The sequence below is a fragment of the Streptomyces fildesensis genome, assembly GCF_016107395.1.
GTDB classification, from domain to species: domain Bacteria; phylum Actinomycetota; class Actinomycetes; order Streptomycetales; family Streptomycetaceae; genus Actinacidiphila; species Actinacidiphila fildesensis.
In genome coordinates this window covers 1-227 of record NZ_JAAIKO010000399.1, presented here as the reverse complement: position 1 = coordinate 227, position 227 = coordinate 1, and the positions used below count along the sequence as shown (strand labels likewise).

Annotated in this window: 1 protein-coding gene; it reads left to right on the top strand. The window is 55.5% G+C overall.

Features of this window, described 5'->3' with window-relative positions:
• Nucleotides 1-12: 12 nt before the first annotated feature.
• A partial coding sequence (locus tag C6N31_RS47535; RefSeq protein ID WP_232486399.1) for a DUF642 domain-containing protein occupies nt 13-227 on the top strand: 215 nt, incomplete at its 3' end.

Genomic DNA, 227 nt, shown 5'->3' with positions numbered 1-227 from the left:
GGAACAGTAGTGATGGCAAAGAATGCCATCCCCAATTGGGAGGTTTCAGGCTTCGTCGAGTACATAAAATCAGGCCAAAAACAAGGCGACATGCTGCTGGTCGTGCCGGAAGGAGCCCATGCGGTTAGGCTGGGCAACGACGCCTCCATCAAACAGAAGATCGCCGTCACACGCGGGAGGTTCTACTCGATTACTTTCAATGTGGCCCGCACATGCGCGCAGGACGG